The 14,556-nt window shown below is 59.1% G+C and carries 14 protein-coding genes and 1 other RNA gene; 8 read left to right on the top strand and 7 right to left on the bottom strand.

The features are described from left to right. Nucleotides 1-26: 26 nt before the first annotated feature. The gene (locus CPY51_RS11945; protein WP_111160448.1) at nucleotides 27-533 is read right to left on the bottom strand and encodes an SspB family protein; all 507 of its coding nucleotides are present in this window, start codon (nucleotides 531-533) and stop codon (nucleotides 27-29) included. A 138-nt stretch (nucleotides 534-671) separates the two neighbouring features. Further along, nucleotides 672-1,032, bottom strand: a transfer-messenger RNA (tmRNA) gene (ssrA, locus tag CPY51_RS11940). A gap of 138 nt (nucleotides 1,033-1,170) precedes the next feature. On the opposite strand from ssrA, the gene CPY51_RS11935 reads away from it, so the two are divergent. From CPY51_RS11935 to CPY51_RS11910, 6 genes are all read left to right on the top strand, one after another. Continuing rightward, nucleotides 1,171-1,965, top strand: coding sequence for a thymidylate synthase (locus tag CPY51_RS11935; RefSeq protein WP_111160957.1), 795 nt, complete (start codon nucleotides 1,171-1,173; stop codon nucleotides 1,963-1,965). Between the two features lie 142 nt (nucleotides 1,966-2,107). Beyond that, nucleotides 2,108-2,428: a hypothetical protein gene (locus tag CPY51_RS11930; RefSeq protein ID WP_111160447.1), complete on the top strand. Its 321-nt coding sequence runs from the start codon at nucleotides 2,108-2,110 to the stop codon at nucleotides 2,426-2,428. A 51-nt stretch (nucleotides 2,429-2,479) separates the two neighbouring features. Further along, complete coding sequence (locus tag CPY51_RS11925; RefSeq protein ID WP_111160446.1) at nucleotides 2,480-3,022, top strand: dihydrofolate reductase; 543 nt, start codon at nucleotides 2,480-2,482, stop codon at nucleotides 3,020-3,022. A gap of 127 nt (nucleotides 3,023-3,149) precedes the next feature. Continuing rightward, nucleotides 3,150-4,253: an FtsH protease activity modulator HflK gene (gene hflK / locus CPY51_RS11920; protein WP_111160445.1), complete on the top strand. Its 1,104-nt coding sequence runs from the start codon at nucleotides 3,150-3,152 to the stop codon at nucleotides 4,251-4,253. Beyond that, the gene (hflC, locus tag CPY51_RS11915) at nucleotides 4,253-5,221 is read left to right on the top strand and encodes a protease modulator HflC (protein ID WP_111160444.1); all 969 of its coding nucleotides are present in this window, start codon (nucleotides 4,253-4,255) and stop codon (nucleotides 5,219-5,221) included. The genes hflK and hflC overlap by 1 nt, the downstream gene beginning before the upstream one ends. Before the next feature lie 238 nt (nucleotides 5,222-5,459). Beyond that, nucleotides 5,460-7,277: a Do family serine endopeptidase gene (locus CPY51_RS11910; protein WP_111160443.1), complete on the top strand. Its 1,818-nt coding sequence runs from the start codon at nucleotides 5,460-5,462 to the stop codon at nucleotides 7,275-7,277. On the opposite strand, the gene CPY51_RS11905 is transcribed toward CPY51_RS11910, so the two are convergent. From CPY51_RS11905 to serB, 4 genes are all read right to left on the bottom strand, one after another. After that, nucleotides 7,278-7,838 carry a GNAT family N-acetyltransferase gene (locus CPY51_RS11905; protein WP_111160442.1) on the bottom strand — a complete coding sequence of 187 codons (561 nt, stop codon included), beginning with the start codon at nucleotides 7,836-7,838 and terminating at the stop codon, nucleotides 7,278-7,280. Between the two features lie 36 nt (nucleotides 7,839-7,874). After that, nucleotides 7,875-8,183, bottom strand: a complete 309-nt coding sequence (locus CPY51_RS11900; protein WP_338049429.1) for a helix-turn-helix domain-containing protein — start codon at nucleotides 8,181-8,183, stop codon at nucleotides 7,875-7,877. After that, nucleotides 8,183-8,506 (bottom strand): type II toxin-antitoxin system RelE/ParE family toxin, encoded by a 324-nt coding sequence (locus CPY51_RS11895; RefSeq protein WP_111160440.1) that lies wholly within the window; start codon nucleotides 8,504-8,506, stop codon nucleotides 8,183-8,185. The genes CPY51_RS11900 and CPY51_RS11895 overlap by 1 nt, the downstream gene beginning before the upstream one ends. Nucleotides 8,507-8,587: 81 nt before the next feature. Further along, complete coding sequence (serB, locus tag CPY51_RS11890; RefSeq protein ID WP_111160439.1) at nucleotides 8,588-9,478, bottom strand: phosphoserine phosphatase SerB; 891 nt, start codon at nucleotides 9,476-9,478, stop codon at nucleotides 8,588-8,590. A gap of 1 nt (nucleotide 9,479) precedes the next feature. On the opposite strand from serB, the gene miaA reads away from it, so the two are divergent. Then, nucleotides 9,480-10,367: a tRNA (adenosine(37)-N6)-dimethylallyltransferase MiaA gene (gene miaA, locus CPY51_RS11885; RefSeq protein WP_420820690.1), complete on the top strand. Its 888-nt coding sequence runs from the start codon at nucleotides 9,480-9,482 to the stop codon at nucleotides 10,365-10,367. Between the two features lie 11 nt (nucleotides 10,368-10,378). On the opposite strand, the gene CPY51_RS11880 is transcribed toward miaA, so the two are convergent. Next, nucleotides 10,379-12,418, bottom strand: a complete 2,040-nt coding sequence (locus CPY51_RS11880) for an ATP-binding protein (RefSeq protein ID WP_111160438.1) — start codon at nucleotides 12,416-12,418, stop codon at nucleotides 10,379-10,381. A 327-nt stretch (nucleotides 12,419-12,745) separates the two neighbouring features. On the opposite strand from CPY51_RS11880, the gene CPY51_RS11875 reads away from it, so the two are divergent. Next, complete coding sequence (locus CPY51_RS11875; RefSeq protein WP_111160437.1) at nucleotides 12,746-14,539, top strand: acetolactate synthase 3 large subunit; 1,794 nt, start codon at nucleotides 12,746-12,748, stop codon at nucleotides 14,537-14,539. Nucleotides 14,540-14,556: the final 17 nt, after the last annotated feature.

The raw sequence follows: 14,556 nt of genomic DNA, 5'->3' as shown, positions 1-14,556 counted from the left end.
GGAAGCGCTTGCCTCCCCTTGCTTGATCACTGTTTCTTGCGGAAGGAGTCCAGAGAAACCACCGATCCCGGTTTCTTCTCTTCGCCGTCCTTGGGTTGAACATGCTCGACGATTTCGTCGGAATTCACCGGATATGCGGTGATTTCGCCAGCGGGCAACTCGTCTTCCTCGCTCAGCGGCACGTCGAATTCCAGCTCGAAATTGACAGAGGGATCGTAAAAACCGCGGATCGCGTTGAACGGAACCACCAGCTTTTCCGGCACGTCGGAGAAGGAAAGGCCGATCTCGAAATGCGTCTCGGTGATCTTCAGTTCCCAGAACTGGTGCTGAATGACGATGGTCATCTGTTCGGGATATTTGGATTTCAGGTGCTGTGATATCCGAACGCCGGCCGCGCCTGTCAGAAAGGTGATGAAGAAATGGTGTTCGCCGGGTAGGCGGCCGGTGGTGCCGACTTCGGTCAAAACCTTACGGATAACCCCGCGCAGTGCGTCCTGTGCCAAGATGTCGTAGCGGATATGATCCTGCCCCATGCTTTCCTGTCTTTCGTTGGCCTTCGTTTTTAACGCTATATGCGTTTTTAAGGCTATATGCCATGCGAAGCTGCGTCAGGAAACCCCGATGCACGAGTCACGGTGGCCAATCATACATGATTTCCAAAGCAGGGAGAAGGTGAAGGCTTCTGTTGCCAGGTGCCTTCGGACCCCGCCTTAAGGTGCGAACCTTCAGGACTTGATTTGAAGTGTCACACTGCGATTAAGCAGCGAGACGAGCTTCCGCATAGTTGTCATTTGCAACTACAAGTTTAGCCCGATAACGGTGGTACAATGCCGAGCAAAAAGACGATCTTTACACCCTTGTCGATCCTATTTCGCCCCCATCAAAAGCCGGCCTTCGATCGCCGGTTTTTGGTGGAGGCGCCGGGTACCGCCCCCGGGTCCAATAGGCTTATTCCATCGCTCGTTTATCACCATAGCCGACCCGAAGACCGGCAAGGCTGATATAGTGTTTTCCATCCGGTAAGGGAAGGGCAATTGTCATGAATCCATTACCCTTCGCGCTTTCCGACGCGAAAGCAGGGGAGAATTGTCCTCCATCGGCTACCGACAGTTGGTTTTGCTTTCACTTGATCTTAAATATCGTTGCAACAAGAATCGGCAGCGAAACGCGATGAAGCAATATCTCGACCTCTTGGCGCATGTGATGGAGACCGGCTCGGACCGCGGTGACCGCACCGGCACGGGCACGCGATCGGTTTTCGGCCATCAGATGCGCTTCGACCTTGGCAAGGGCTTTCCGGTGCTCACGACCAAGAAGCTGCACCTGCGCTCCATCATTCACGAGCTGCTGTGGTTCCTGAAGGGCGAAACGAATATCGCCTACCTGAAGGAGAACGGCGTCTCGATCTGGGACGAGTGGGCTGACGAAAAGGGCGATCTCGGACCTGTCTACGGCGCGCAGTGGCGCTCCTGGCCTGCTCCGGATGGGCGCCATATCGACCAGATAGCCAATCTCATCGAAGGGCTGAAGACCAATCCGAATTCGCGGCGGCACATCGTCTCGGCCTGGAATCCGGCCGAGGTCGACGACATGGCGCTGCCGCCCTGCCATTGCCTTTTCCAGTTTTACGTCGCCGACGGAAAGCTCTCGTGCCAGCTCTACCAGCGCTCGGCCGATATCTTCCTCGGAGTGCCATTCAACATCGCGTCATACGCCTTGCTGACGATGATGGTGGCGCAGGTGACGGGGCTGAAGCCCGGGGATTTCGTCCATACGCTCGGCGACACGCATATCTACAAGAACCATTTCGAGCAGGCCCGCCTGCAATTGACCCGCACCCCGAAAGCCTTGCCGACGATGCGGATCAATCCCGAGGTGAGGGACATTTTCTCGTTCAAATACGAGGACTTCGAACTGGTCGGCTACGAAGCTGATTCAAGCATAAAGGCGCCGATCGCGGTCTAAGAACTGTCAGGCGGTCTGCCGTCCCCGGGGTGGCAATGTGCCATCCCCCGGGGTGGTAATGTACCGTCCCCCCGGGGTGGCTTCTGCCATCCCTGGATCGCGATCGGGTTTTGCAGACATCACCGCATTCCCTGGGGACATCATGAAACGCATCTTCGCTCTGTCTATCGCGGTTGCCGCCGCCGCCGTTCTTTCCAGCTGCGTCGATCGTGCCAACGATCCGTTGCTGCTGTCGGTCGGTACGCCTGCCCAGCCCGCTTCCGTCGTTCATCCGCTATGCGTCGGCGATGCCAACGAATCCTACAACAGGGCGCGGCAGGAGTTCGAGAAGCGGGAAAGGCTGAGCAACATCTATACCCAATCTGCGGGCGACAATTTCCAGGAAGAGCGCCAAGCTAAAAGTCAGGCGCGAATGACATATATTTCTTGTGCGGCGAGCCAGGGATACAAGGCCGTCTATTGATGCGTGGCGGCATCGCGATGAAGATTTGGAAAGCCGCTTGAGAGACCTGATATGTCCAATGTCATGAAGACCATCGTCGTCGCCGTCTCCCGGAACGGCATCATCGGTCGCGACGGCGACATGCCCTGGCGGCTGTCGACCGATCTCAAGCGTTTCAAGGCCCGGACCATGGGCAAGCCGGTCATCATGGGCCGCAAGACATTCCAGACTATCGGCAAGCCGCTGCCGGGGCGACCGAATGTGGTCATCACCCGCGACCAGGGCTTCAGCGTCGAAGGCGTTCGAACGGCGCATTCGCTGGAGGAGGCGATCGAGATCGCGGCGGGGCTTGTCGAGCCAGACGGAGCGGCCGAAATCTGCATTATCGGCGGCGGCGAGATCTATCGCCAGGCTCTTCCGATCGCCGACAGGCTTGACGTGACGCATGTCGAAACCGATGTCGATGGCGACACTTCCTTCCCGCAGATCGATCCGGCCTTGTGGCAGATTGAGAGCGAACTCGATATCGCCGAGGGTGAGAAGGACAGCTACCCGACGCGGTTCGTCACCTATGCCCGCCGTCAAGGCCAGGCAAAAGCAACTATTTTCCAATAAATCAGCCCAACTTCCTGAAGTTGCGTTGAAAGCGGATGTTTCGATACCTATAACGGGAAATAATCGCTGTTGCCTGAGGGAGACCACGGGCCACAGCGTGGGAGAATTAACGAACAAAGAGGTTTTGATGCCCTGGAGCAATCAGAATGGCGGCGGTCCTTGGGGCGGCGGCGGTGGCGGCGGTAATAATCAGGGGCCTTGGGGGCAGGGGCCGAACCGTCCGCGCGGCAACGGCGGCGGTCCGCCCGATCTCGAGGATATCATCCGTCGCGGTCAGGATCGTCTGCGGCGTCTGGTTCCCGGCGGCTTCAACGGCGGCATCTTCCTGATCATCGCTGCCGTGGTCGTCGTGTTCTGGCTCATCCAGTGCGTCTATACCATCCAGCCGGACGAGCGCGGCGTCGAGCTGCGCTTCGGCAAGCCAAAGGAAGAAGTATCGCTTCCGGGCCTCCACTTTCATTTCTGGCCGATGGACCAGGTTGAGGTCGTCAAGGTGACGGAGCAGCAGCAGAACATCGGCGGCCGGGCGAGCGCCAGCTCGACGGCGGGCCTGATGCTTTCGGGCGACCAGAATATCCTCAACGTCCAATTCTCGGTTCTCTATACGATCAGTGACCCGAAATCCTATCTCTTCAAGCTGGAAAACCCGGCTGAAACGCTGCAGCAGGTGTCTGAAAGCGCCATGCGCGAAGTCGTCGGGCGTCGTCCTGCACAGGACGCATTCCGCGACAACCGCCAGCCGATCGCCAGCGAAGTCCAGAATATCATCCAGGGCACGATGGATCGCTACGGCGCCGGCATCGCCATCAACCGCGTGAATATCGAAGACGTGGCTCCACCGCGCGAAGTGGCCGACGCATTCGAAGAAGTGCAGCGAGCCGACCAGGACAAGCAGCGCCTGGTGGAAGAAGCCAATCAGTACGCAAACCAGAAGCTCGGTGGCGCTCGCGGTCAGGCAGCGCAGGTTCGCGAAGAAGCGGCCGCTTACAAGGACCGTGTCGTCAAGGAAGCGGACGGCGAGGCGCAGCGCTTCGTATCGGTCTACAACCAGTACATCAAGGCTCCCGATGTCACACGGACACGCCTGTTCCTTGAAACCATGGAATCCGTCTTGAAGAATTCGAACAAGGTCATCCTCGACGAGAAACAGGGCGTCGTGCCTTATCTCCCGCTGAACGAGATCGGCAAGACCCCTGTCGCGCCGCTGGCGCAAGCGCAGGAGATCAAGTGATGAACTCCAGTCGTTTGCCAGCCATCCTCATCGCCTTCGCAGTGCTGCTGCTGATCGTCTATTCCTCGGTCTTCGTCGTCAGCGCCCGCGAACAGGCTGTCGTCGTTCGCTTCGGCCAGATCCAGGACGTCAAGACTGCACCCGGCATCTATTTCAAGCTGCCTTTCGGCTTCATGGATGCCGATCGGGTCCAGTATGTCGAAAAGCAGGCGCTGCGTTTCGACCTCGATAATATCCGCGTCCAGGTCAAGGGCGGCGCTACCTTCGATGTCGATGCCTTCGTCGTCTACACGATCGCCGACGCCCGCAAGTTCCGTGAAACGGTATCGGGCGACCGCGACGCCGCCGAAGCGCGATTGCGCACTCGATTGGATTCGTCGCTGCGCCGCGTCTACGGTCTGCGTGAGTTCGATGCAGCACTTTCCGACGAGCGCGTGTCGATGATGCTCGAGGTTCGCGACGATCTTCATCGCGATGCCGAAACCCTTGGTCTCAACATCGAGGATGTCCGCATCCGCCGGACAGACCTGACGCAGGACGTCTCGCAGAAGACCTACGACCGCATGCGGGCCGAGCGTCTTGCCGAGGCGGAGCTGCTTCGTGCCGAAGGCACGGAAGAGGGCCAGCGTCGTCGCGCCATTGCCGATCGCCAGGTGGTCGAGATCGTGGCCGACGCGAGCAAGGATTCCGAGGTTCTTCGAGGCGAGGGCGAGGCCGAACGGGCTCGTATCTTTGCCGATGCCTTTACCCGTGATCCCGGCTTCTTCGAGTTCTACCGCTCGATGGCGGCCTACAACACGGCCCTGGCGTCGACCGGTACGACGATCGTCGTGTCGCCGACTTCGGAGTTCTTCCGGTTCTTCAACAATGCCAATGGCGCGGCGCGGCCGCCCCAGGCCGGTGCGCCGGCACTCGCGCCGCCTTCGGCCGCCCCCACTGCGGCTCCAGTAGCGCCTGCCGCGAACTAACAACGGTGGAACGTCCGCACGATCTTCAATCAGGGCCATCCGCAAGGGTGGCCCTGATCTTTTGCGGGCTCTAAGCTTTTGTTTTGTCGCATTTTCTATCGAGAGGCCGATGCGCACTTTTTGCGAAAATGCTGTATATGCGGCCAGGATAATCTCAAAAAGGTGATTCCGCCCTTCATCATTCCGCCTTATGTTGATGTTCAGATTTGCTCTTCCCCTAATTTCATGAGGATGCCTGATGGCCTCGACCATTCGCCCGCCCTTTAGACGATCGCTCGCCCTCATGGCCGGCGCGGCAATCTTTGCCGGCTCCATGCTCGATGGCGTCGAACGGGCACGGGCGCAGGCGGCCCCTGCAACGGTGGACGGATCGACGGCACCAACAAGCGCCCCGCCGGCGACCCCGAACGCTCCGGCTACTTCGAATTCGCAGGCTGTTCTCGCCACACCGGTCCCCGCCACACCGGCGACACCAGCTCCGGTCGCGCCAGAGCCGGTTTCCCCACCGGCGGTTGTCGCTCCGGCGCCCTTATCCCCACCGGCCGCGAGCGGTAGTCCGGCAATGAGCGCAGGACCTGCTTCGGTAGCAGATCTGGCGCAGGGTTTGCTTGACGCTGTCGTCAATATTTCGACGTCGCAGAAGGTCAAGGACGAGGGAAATGTCGCCTCGCCGAAGGTGCCTGACGGTTCGCCATTCCAGGAGTTCTTCAACGATTTCTTCAAGGACAAGAACAACCAGAACAGCAACCACAAGGTCAGTTCGCTCGGCTCGGGCTTCGTCGTCGATCCCAAGGGTTACATCGTCACCAATAACCACGTCATCGAGGGTGCCGACGATATCGAGGTGATCTTCCCGAACGGCAACAAGCTGAAGGCAAAGCTGATCGGTACGGACACCAAGACCGATCTATCGGTCCTCAAGGTCGAACCGAAACAGCCGCTGACGTCAGTGCATTTTGGCGATTCTTCCACCATGCGCATCGGCGACTGGGTGATGGCGATCGGCAATCCCTTCGGCCTTGGCGGCTCGGTGACTGTCGGCATCGTGTCTGCGCGCGGACGAAATATCAATGCGGGTCCCTACGACAACTTCATCCAGACGGATGCTGCAATCAACAAAGGCAATTCGGGCGGTCCGCTTTTCAACATGCGGGGTGAGGTAATCGGCATCAACACAGCCATTATCTCGCCAAGTGGCGGCTCCATCGGCATCGGCTTTTCCGTGCCCTCGGAAATCGCCTCCGGCGTCGTCAAGCAGCTGATGGATTTCGGCGAGACGCGTCGCGGCTGGCTCGGCGTCCGCATCCAGCCGGTTACCGACGACGTTGCACAGAGCCTTGGTCTCGACGGTGCAAAGGGAGCGCTTGTCGCCGGTGTGATCAAGGGCGGTCCTGTCGACAATGGCTCGATCAAGGCTGGGGACGTGATTCTGAATTTCGACGGCAAGGCGGTCAACGAAATGCGCGATCTTCCCCGCGTCGTGGCCGAAAGCCCCGTTGGCAAGGAAGTCGACGTAGTCGTGCTGCGCGACGGCAAGCAGCAGACGGTCAAGGTGACGCTGGGGCGGCTGGAAGACAGCAACCAGGCTGCGACCGCTGCAGACAGCGCGACGCCTGGCCTTGCGCCCGGCGACAACAATAAGGGCGACGGCAAGGGCAGCAATGATGGCGTGATCAACCCCGATCAGGGCGAGGATGGCGACGACGGTTCGGACGAGGATCAAGGCGACCAGTCGGCGACACCGGGCCCCGAGGTGACGCAGGACGTACTCGGCCTCAAGCTTTCCTCGCTGAGCGCCGAAAACCGCAAGACCTTCGGCATCGCCGACAGCGTCGACGGTGTGGTGATCGTGACGGTAACGCCGGGTTCGGCTGCTGCCGGAAAGGGATTGAAGCCCGGCGACGTCGTTGTCGAGGTGGCTCAAGAGTTCATGAAATCGCCGTCTGCCATTTCTGCGAAGGTCGCCTCGCTGAAGAAGGAAGGCCGTCGAAACGCGCAGATGATGATCGCCTCTCCAAACGGCGACCTTCGCTTCATCGCCGTTCCGCTCGAATAGCTATTGGCGACGGCGCCAGTCCGACGCCGTCATTCGGTAGAGCACGTGTCGCTTCAGGTGCGGGTGGCTTTCGGGAACCCGCGGATGCTCGAAATCGTTGGCAGTGTCGCGTTGCATGCCGATCCTTCGCATGACCGATGTCGAACGGACGTTATCGTGAACCGCGAAGGAGACGATCTCATCGAGCTTCAATGTCTCGAAGCCGTGCCGCAGCAGTGCGACGGCCGCTTCGTTGATATAGCCTTTGCCCCAGAAGCGCGGCGCCAGGCGCCAGCCGATCTCCACGGTGTTCAAGGGAATATGCGGTTCGAGATCGGTCCGGGCGAGGCCGCAAAACCCGATCGTTTCTCCGCTGATCTTAAGCTCGAGCGCATAGAAGCCGAGGCCGGTTTCGGTGATAAGCTTTTGAATCCAGTCGAAAAACGCGTCCGCCTCGGCTCTGTCCCTGCGAAAGGGAAAGAACTTCATGACCGTTTCGTCGGAGTTGATTTCAAAGAATAGTTCGCGGTCGCGGTCCTGCCAGTTGCGGATCATGAGGCGTTCAGTCTCGAGAATGATCATGGGGCGAGCTTCAGACATATTGTTTGAATGGCGTTGTCAGGGCGCCGAAGTCTTCGCTTTCGGCCGTTCGAACCTTATACGAAGTTTGGTGCCTGTCGCCTCGGCAAAACGCTGCAGCGTTCGCGTCGACGGCATCGAGCGTCCACTTTCCAGCCGCGCGACAACCGCCTGCGTCGTGCCCATGGCCTTAGCGACGTCTTCCTGGGTCATGGCTGCATCGGCCCGGGCCCTGATCAGCGCCTCCGCCAACGCAAACTCCTCTTCGAGGGCGTCGTAGGCTTCCGCAATTTCAGGATCGCGAAGCCACTTTTTTGCGGCTTCGGAGACCAAAAGCGTCTTGTTCACTATTTTATCTCCTTCGCACGCTTCAATGCCAATTCAATTTCGCGGCGCGGTGTTTTCCGTGTCTTCTTCGTGAAAACATGAACGACGATCACCCGGCGTTCAGATGCGGTCACGTAGGCGGCGCGCGCAATGCCGTCCTTTCCCCGCAACCGCATCTCCCAAACAGGCCCGTCCAGGTGTTTGACGTAGGGCTCGTGAACGCCTTGCGGGCCTCTAAGTTCAATCAAGCTAACGATCCGAAGGAAGCTTGCAATGACGTCTTTAGGCAAACTGTCGAGTTTCAATTCAATCGACTCGTCTAGAAACTCCACAGACCATTTCATCCAAATATACCATTTTTGCAATGATTTTCAATGGAGATAATCTCGTTGTTCTGTCAACTTGTCAATCGCAATGGTTGTGTTTTATGGCTTTACGAAATCCGTCTTGCGATAACCCTGAATGTAAAGAAGGGCGGTCAGGTCGCCGTGGTCAACGCGCATCTTTGCCTCAGCTGCCACCGTCGGCTTTGCATGCAACGCGACCCCTGAGCCGGCTCGTTGCAGCATGCCGAGATCGTTGGCGCCATCGCCGACGGCAAGCACCTCGTCTTGAGATATGTGAAGCTTTTTGGTGAGTTCGTCGAGAGCGTCGACCTTGGCCTGTTTGCCGAGTATCGGCTCGGCCACGAAGCCCGTCAGTATGCCGTCTTCCTCAAGCAGGATGTTGGCGCGGTTCTCGTCGAAATCCAGAGTTGCCGCAATCCGGCTGGTAAAGACGGTGAAGCCGCCGGAGACGAGGGCGGTGTAGAAACCCTTCGCTTTCATCGTGGCAATCAGTTCCTGGCCGCCCGGCGTCAAGGTGATACGCTTGGCGATGACCTCGTCGACGACCGAAATCGGCAGGCCCTTGAGCAGCGCGACGCGCTCGCGCAGTGCCGGTTCGAAGGCGATCTCGCCATTCATGGCGCGCGCGGTGATGGCGGCGACCTCGTCTTTCAGTCCGACTTCGGCCGCCAGCTCGTCGATGCATTCCTGGCCGATCATCGTTGAATCCATGTCCGCGATCAGGAGCTTCTTGCGGCGACTTTCTGTCTCCTGGATGACGAGGTCGATTGGCGCTCCGGCGATGACCGCCCGCATATCGGCCTCCGCCGCCTGCAGATCGAAGCCGTCCCTAAGGGCAATATCGCAGGCAATGCCGTCCGCCAGCCAGTAAAGGCCGGACGCGCTGACCGCATTCGCGGCCTTTTCCGCGAGCGCGGCAGCGAGAACAGGGTTTGACGGATTGGCAATAAGCGTGGCAACGAAGGCCATGATGGGAAAACCTGTGAACGACATCGAAGCGATCCTGATAACCGGGCCAACGGCAAGCGGCAAGTCCGCCTTAGCAGTGGAACTGGCGAAGCAGCACGGCGGCGTGGTCATCAATGCGGATAGTATGCAGGTTTATGACACGCTCCGCGTGCTGACTGCCAGGCCGACGGATGAAGACATGCAGGGCGTGCCGCACCATCTTTACGGCCATGTCCCGGCTGGCGCGGCCTATTCTACCGGCCTCTGGCTGAAGGATATCTCGGATTTGGTTGCACGGCTGCACGATGAGCGTCGGATGCCGGTTATCGTCGGCGGCACGGGGCTTTATTTCAAGGCGCTGATCGGTGGCCTTTCGGACATGCCGGAAGTCCCGGTCGAAATCCGGACACTGCTTCGCCGGCGGTTGATCGACGAGGGAGCGGAGGCACTCCATCGCGAGCTTGGTATCCGTGATACGTCCGTGGCCGAAAACCTCAATCCGCAGGATGGCCAGCGTGTCGTCCGGGCGCTCGAGGTTCTGGAAGCGACCGGCAGATCCATCTCCTCTTTCCAGGGGAGAAGCGGACCTGTCATCATTGATGCCGATCGCGCCCGCAAGATTGTCGTCCTGCCGGAGCGCGCGGTTCTGCATGGCCGTATCAACTCGCGTTTCGAGGCGATGCTTGAGATGGGAGCGGAGGATGAGGTGCGGGCGTTGCTGGCGCTAGACCTTTCGCCTGAGATGCCTGTCATGAAGGCGATCGGCGTCGCCCAGATTGCGGCGATGATAGAAGGCAGGATGAGCCGCGCAGAGGTTATTGAAACCGCCGCGGCCGCGACGCGGCAATATGCCAAGCGCCAGATGACATGGTTTCGAAACCAGATGGATGAAAGTTGGGAACGGCGTTGAAAAGAGTCCGTTCAATCCTTGTTGTAGAGACTGCTGATCGGCTTCTTCAGGATGCTGTCGCGCAGCGATGTCCCCGGCTCTCGCCGTAGCGACGGCGGATTCTCCTGCGTCGGCGTTGCACGGGTCGCTGCCGGACTGTCTTCGCGGAGCAGATCCCTGCGCAGCTCAGCTAGCTTACTTTCGATCGAGGTCTGTGGCTGGGCTCCGAATGCGGGCGTCGCATTATTGACGCGAGGCAGCATATCAGGATGATATGGCTCGATCTGCGGTGCCGGTTGCTGTCTGATCGGTTGCTCTGGTTGCACACGGTGGTCGTATTCCACGTCCACATGGTCGTCGCCGCTGCTTGCCGCTGCGGTGAAGGTCTGCTGGAAAGTAGAGATGTCGGGTCCGGAAATCGCTCGCATCCGACTGACGATGTTTCGCAGGTCGACTGTGTCGGGGGATTCTTCGGTCGGTTTTTCGACGAGGCCGTGCGCTTTCGGCAGCATGCTTTCCTGTACGCGGGTGAAGCGCATGCGCATCGGAACGGCGATAGCTTCGCCGAACGCGATGGCTTCGCCGTTGCCGATCGACGACAGGAAGCTCATTGTCGAGATTGAGGAATTGGGGATGGCCGAGCGAATGATTTCCTGATCTCGGTCGTTGGAGAGGCGCATGGCAAAGAGCGTCGAACACTGCGACAGGATCGTCTGATCCAGTTCGCCGGGACGCTGGGTGATGATGCCGAGCGAAACGCCGTATTTCCGGCCTTCCTTGGCGATACGCGAGATCGCCTGCCGTGTCGGGATGAAGCCCAGGTTCGGATCGGCGGGAATGTAGCGATGAGCCTCTTCGCAGACGACCAGCATGTGGATGGCGCCATCGCTCCAGAGCGCCAGTTCGAATGCCATGCGGCAAAGCACCGATGCGACCGAGTTGACGACTTCAGATGGAATGCCCGCGAGCTGGAACGTGCAGATCGGCCTATCGTCGCCGGGGATCCGGAAAATCTGCGCGATCGTCTCCATGATCGTGTCGCTGATCGTGTTGTTGGAAAACATGAAGTGGTAGCGCGGATCGTTGATGGCGGACATCACGCGGATTTTCAGCGCGCGGAGATGCGGCTTTTCCTGTCGGCCTTCCAGCTTGCCGATGCGCTCGTCGATCAGCGCCAGTAGGTCTGCAATGCGGTAGGGAACGGGCGTATCGGCTGTGACGGAGCTCTTTTCCGCCTGGCGGCGCATGAGCGGGGAATCGCTACCGCGGAATGCACGCTTCGCGTCCGGTATGAGGTCGCGCAGCATGTCCAGCTCTTCCGCAATCGCGGGCCGACCGCGGAAGATGACTTCCGCGAACTCTTCCAGTCGCATCAACCAGAAGGGTAGATCGAGCGTGTCCGTATCGACGACCACTGAATGATCGGGGAAGGCGGCAGCAAACTCATTATGCGGGTCGAGGATGAGAACACGCAGTTTCGGATCCGAGCTGATCGCCTTGTGAAGGAGCAGCGAAACCGCTGTCGACTTGCCGACGCCCGTGGAGCCGACAACGGCAAAATGCTTCGACAGCATCGATGGAATGTGGATTGCGGCGTCGATGGTGTCGTCCTGTGTCAACTTCCCGATGACGCAGCTGCTGTTCTTGCCGCTATCGTAAATCCGCATCAGGTCGCTCGAGCGGATGCGATGGGCGATGGCGCCGAGATAGGGATAGTTGGTAATACCGGATGAAAATTCTTCTCGTCCGTCCGGGCCGACGCGAACTTCGCCGAGAAGTTCTGCTTCGATCCTGAAGAGATTGTCCTGTTTTTCGCCCCAGCTCTGGCTGCCGGTGCTCATCGAATAAACCAGCGCCGCGACGCGGTTCGGGCCGACGCTGATCGAAATCAGGCGACCGACGGACCAGAGTTCGGTGAGATCGGTGCCGCCATCTTCGGCGACTGCAGAAATGGTGACGCGGGAACCGCTACTCGCAACAACACGACCAAGGAACCGGTTCCCTGTTGCTTGGCCGTCGCGGCGGTCATGCTCGCCTGCTTTGCCTGACGTCTGTAAATCGTTGTTCAGCAAACGGGTTACTCCCTGCTTGAGCAAGCAGTAATATAGCCGGCGACTTAATAAATTCCTTTCGCAACCGCTCCATTTTGCCGGGAAGCGGCAAAAGAGGCGTTTTTTATTGCCGAACGCGTTGACGCTCCGAAATTTTCTGTCTATCAATTCGACCCATGAAAATCTCGATGGTTCTTATCGTGGTGGGAAGGCGCATGGGCAGGATGGTGTAACCATCCGGCGATAGCACCCATGCGCTAGACAACAGGCTCCCCAAGGAGCCTTTTTTTATGCCCGAAATCGGGCTCCGAGCTTTCCAGAACACTCAGCAGATAATGGAACAAAGGCATGACGGGCACAGACAACCAGACCAACGACAATCAGATGACCGGCGCGGAAATCGTCTTGCGGGCTCTGAAGGATAATGGCGTCGAGCACATCTTCGGTTATCCGGGCGGCGCGGTGCTTCCGATCTACGATGAAATCTTCCAGCAGGATGATATCCAGCACATTCTCGTTCGTCACGAGCAGGGCGCCGGCCACGCGGCCGAGGGCTATGCGCGTTCGACCGGCAAGGTCGGCGTCATGCTGGTAACGTCTGGTCCTGGTGCTACCAATGCCGTCACACCGCTGCAGGACGCGTTGATGGACTCGGTCCCGCTCGTCTGCCTGACCGGCCAGGTCCCGACGACGCTGATCGGCTCGGATGCTTTCCAGGAATGCGATACGGTCGGCATCACGCGGCCATGCACCAAGCACAACTGGCTGGTCAAGGACGTCAATAAACTGGCTGGCGTCATCCACGAGGCGTTCCGGATCGCCCAGACAGGCCGTCCGGGTCCGGTCGTCGTCGATATTCCGAAGGATGTCCAGTTCGCGACCGGTACTTACACACCGCCGGAAAGCCATGATGTTCAGAAGAGCTACCAGCCGAGGATTCAGGGCGACCTGAACAAGATTCATCAGGCGATCGAACTGATGGCGACTGCCAAGCGCCCGGTCATCTATTCGGGCGGGGGTGTCGTCAATGCCGGCCCAGAGGCCTCCAGGCTGTTGCGCGAACTGGTCGAATTGACGAACTTCCCGATCACTTCGACGCTGATGGGGCTTGGCACTTATCCAGCCTCCGGCAAGAACTGGCTGAAGATGCTCGGAATGCACGGTTCGTACGAAGCCAATATGGCGATGCACGACTGCGACGTCATGATCTGTATTGGTGCGCGCTTCGACGACCGCATCACCGGTCGTCTCAATGCCTTCTCGCCGAACTCCAAGAAGATCCAGATCGACATCGATCCGTCGTCGATCAACAAGAACGTCCATGTCGACATTGGCATTCTCGGCGATGTCGGCAACGTGCTTGAGGATATGGTCCGGTTGTGGCGAGCTTTGCCCAAGAAGCCGGAGGCTAGTCAGCTTGGCGAGTGGTGGGATAACATCAACCGCTGGCGTGGGCGCAATTCGTTTGCCTACAAGATGAACAATGACGTCATCATGCCGCAATATGCCATCCAGCGCCTGTACGAACTGACCAAGCATCGGGACACCTACATCACGACCGAAGTCGGACAGCACCAGATGTGGGCGGCACAGTTCTACGGGTTCGAGGAACCCAACCGCTGGATGACCTCGGGTGGTCTCGGCACGATGGGCTACGGCCTGCCGGCGGCGCTCGGCGTTCAGATCGCCCATCCGGAGAGCCTCGTCATCGATATCGCCGGCGATGCGTCGATCCAGATGTGTATCCAGGAAATGTCGGCAGCGGTGCAGCACAATGCGCCGATCAAGATATTCATCCTGAACAACCAGTACATGGGCATGGTGCGCCAGTGGCAGCAGCTCCTGCATGGCAACCGCCTGTCGAACTCCTATACCGAAGCGATGCCCGATTTCGTCAAGCTGGCGGACGCCTATGGCGGCGTCGGCCTGCGCTGTGAAAAACCAGGTGATCTCGATGCGGCCATCCAGGAGATGATCGACGTCAAGCGGCCGGTCATCTTCGACTGCCGCGTGGCAAATCTCGCCAACTGCTTCCCGATGATCCCGTCGGGGAAGGCGCATAACGAGATGCTGCTTCCCGACGAAGCCACCGACGAAGCCGTTGCCAACGCCATCGACGCCAAGGGCCGGCAGCTCGTCTAACAAATAAGGTCAGGACC

The sequence above is a fragment of the Arminella tubonensis genome (assembly GCF_003240585.1).
Taxonomy (GTDB): domain Bacteria; phylum Pseudomonadota; class Alphaproteobacteria; order Rhizobiales; family Rhizobiaceae; genus Rhizobium; species Rhizobium tubonense.
This window is presented reverse-complemented; position numbering and strand designations above follow the sequence as displayed.

What these genes read in the sequence shown, in the direction of transcription:
- CPY51_RS11875 (WP_111160437.1), top strand. Translation starts at nt 12,746, where the DNA reads ATGACGGGCACAGACAACCAGACCAACGACAATCAGATGACCGGCGCG.
- CPY51_RS11935 (WP_111160957.1), top strand. Translation starts at nt 1,171, where the DNA reads ATGAAGCAATATCTCGACCTCTTGGCGCATGTGATGGAGACCGGCTCG.
- hflC (WP_111160444.1), top strand. Translation starts at nt 4,253, where the DNA reads ATGAACTCCAGTCGTTTGCCAGCCATCCTCATCGCCTTCGCAGTGCTG.
- serB (WP_111160439.1), bottom strand. Translation starts at nt 9,478, where the DNA reads ATGGCCTTCGTTGCCACGCTTATTGCCAATCCGTCAAACCCTGTTCTC.
- miaA (WP_420820690.1), top strand. Translation starts at nt 9,480, where the DNA reads ATGGGAAAACCTGTGAACGACATCGAAGCGATCCTGATAACCGGGCCA.
- CPY51_RS11945 (WP_111160448.1), bottom strand. Translation starts at nt 533, where the DNA reads ATGGGGCAGGATCATATCCGCTACGACATCTTGGCACAGGACGCACTG.
- hflK (WP_111160445.1), top strand. Translation starts at nt 3,150, where the DNA reads ATGCCCTGGAGCAATCAGAATGGCGGCGGTCCTTGGGGCGGCGGCGGT.
- CPY51_RS11895 (WP_111160440.1), bottom strand. Translation starts at nt 8,506, where the DNA reads ATGAAATGGTCTGTGGAGTTTCTAGACGAGTCGATTGAATTGAAACTC.
- CPY51_RS11905 (WP_111160442.1), bottom strand. Translation starts at nt 7,838, where the DNA reads ATGATCATTCTCGAGACTGAACGCCTCATGATCCGCAACTGGCAGGAC.
- CPY51_RS11925 (WP_111160446.1), top strand. Translation starts at nt 2,480, where the DNA reads ATGTCCAATGTCATGAAGACCATCGTCGTCGCCGTCTCCCGGAACGGC.
- CPY51_RS11930 (WP_111160447.1), top strand. Translation starts at nt 2,108, where the DNA reads ATGAAACGCATCTTCGCTCTGTCTATCGCGGTTGCCGCCGCCGCCGTT.
- CPY51_RS11910 (WP_111160443.1), top strand. Translation starts at nt 5,460, where the DNA reads ATGGCCTCGACCATTCGCCCGCCCTTTAGACGATCGCTCGCCCTCATG.